This window comes from Xanthomonas sp. NCPPB 3959 (genome assembly GCF_056675575.1).
Map to the genome: position 1 here is coordinate 1 of NZ_JBWWVR010000051.1, position 617 is coordinate 617.

1 protein-coding gene is annotated in these 617 nt (G+C 52.4%); it reads right to left on the minus strand.

Going from position 1 to position 617, the window contains the following annotated elements; genetic code table 11:
• Positions 1 to 59 precede the first annotated feature (59 nt).
• Positions 60 to 617, minus strand: a 558-nt coding sequence (locus tag AC1KVG_RS21775) for a hypothetical protein (protein ID WP_481095807.1), incomplete at its 5' end; no start/stop codon positions are given.

Consider the following 617-nt stretch of genomic DNA (forward strand, 5'->3'; position numbering starts at 1 on the left):
CTAACTCTGAAATTAAGCCGAGTCGCGAAGCGGCTTCGGCTTGAATGAATTGTTAGGCCTCACTGCACGGAACCTAGACGGCTAAGCCTATAAGAAGCCTCATTATTGAGCGCTGGGTCTGAGGACGATGTGCACGACCTGATCACCTCGATCGCCTCATCCGTCCCGATCGCCTGTAGCGCCCACAAGCATTTCTTATAGTAGGCGCCATAGTCGTCATAGGCGAGGTACCCGAGCAAAGGCTTTAGCCCAATGGCTGCCGTTAGATAAGGAATGCTTGACGGATCAGCCTTCATTTGAAGGCCTGATATCAGTTCCTCATGCTCTTGGTGCCAGTCTTGCAGGAGCAAGTTGTGCCAGTAATCAAGTTCTGAGTCGTAACCCTGTGGTGGCTCGCGCAGCGCGAATTTTAAACGGATCATCTCCGCGTCATTGAGATCGCTGCCATTCTTATCGGTGATGGCCCGTGAGACCAACGCTGACGTAAACGCCCCAACTTCTTCGCGAGCGATGCCAAGCGCATCCAAGAACTGCTGCTCGGAGAGCTCGTTCTGCAGCAGCTTTATTGTCAGATTTGCAAGATTTTCCATGTGAGGCCTAACGCCTGAATTAAGCCG